A 318-nucleotide genomic window follows, 5' to 3' on the forward strand; every position below is an offset into this window, starting at 1 on the left:
TGTTAAGGCTGTTCATTTTCTCAGTGAGAAATGTCTCGCTGCGCGTGGGGGATTCAGGTCTAAAAAAGCCCCAATTTCTGAAGGGATTGCGGTGCTCTTTGATGGTTTGTTTATGTTTATTTAAAAAGGTACTCATTGTATCACTGAGCTTTTGTTTTGAGTTTGCATTATCCACTTGCTCAAGGTTTTCACAGAGTTGTTTGAGCATCTTAATTTTTTCCTGAGGGCTTTTTTTCAATCCAAACCAGCTGAATTCATTGCTCAGCGTTTTTATGTGGTGCTCTATTGCCATTTTCAGGCGATATTTTTCGCTGTCGC

General features: G+C 39.9%; 1 protein-coding gene. It reads right to left on the reverse strand.

All coding sequences use genetic code 11. The annotated features are described in order from the left end of the window. Nucleotides 1-318, reverse strand: a 318-nt coding sequence (locus Lwal_RS17495) for a hypothetical protein (protein WP_162264090.1), incomplete at both ends; no start/stop codon positions are given.

The sequence above is a fragment of the Legionella waltersii genome, assembly GCF_001468085.1.
Classification (GTDB): domain Bacteria; phylum Pseudomonadota; class Gammaproteobacteria; order Legionellales; family Legionellaceae; genus Legionella; species Legionella waltersii.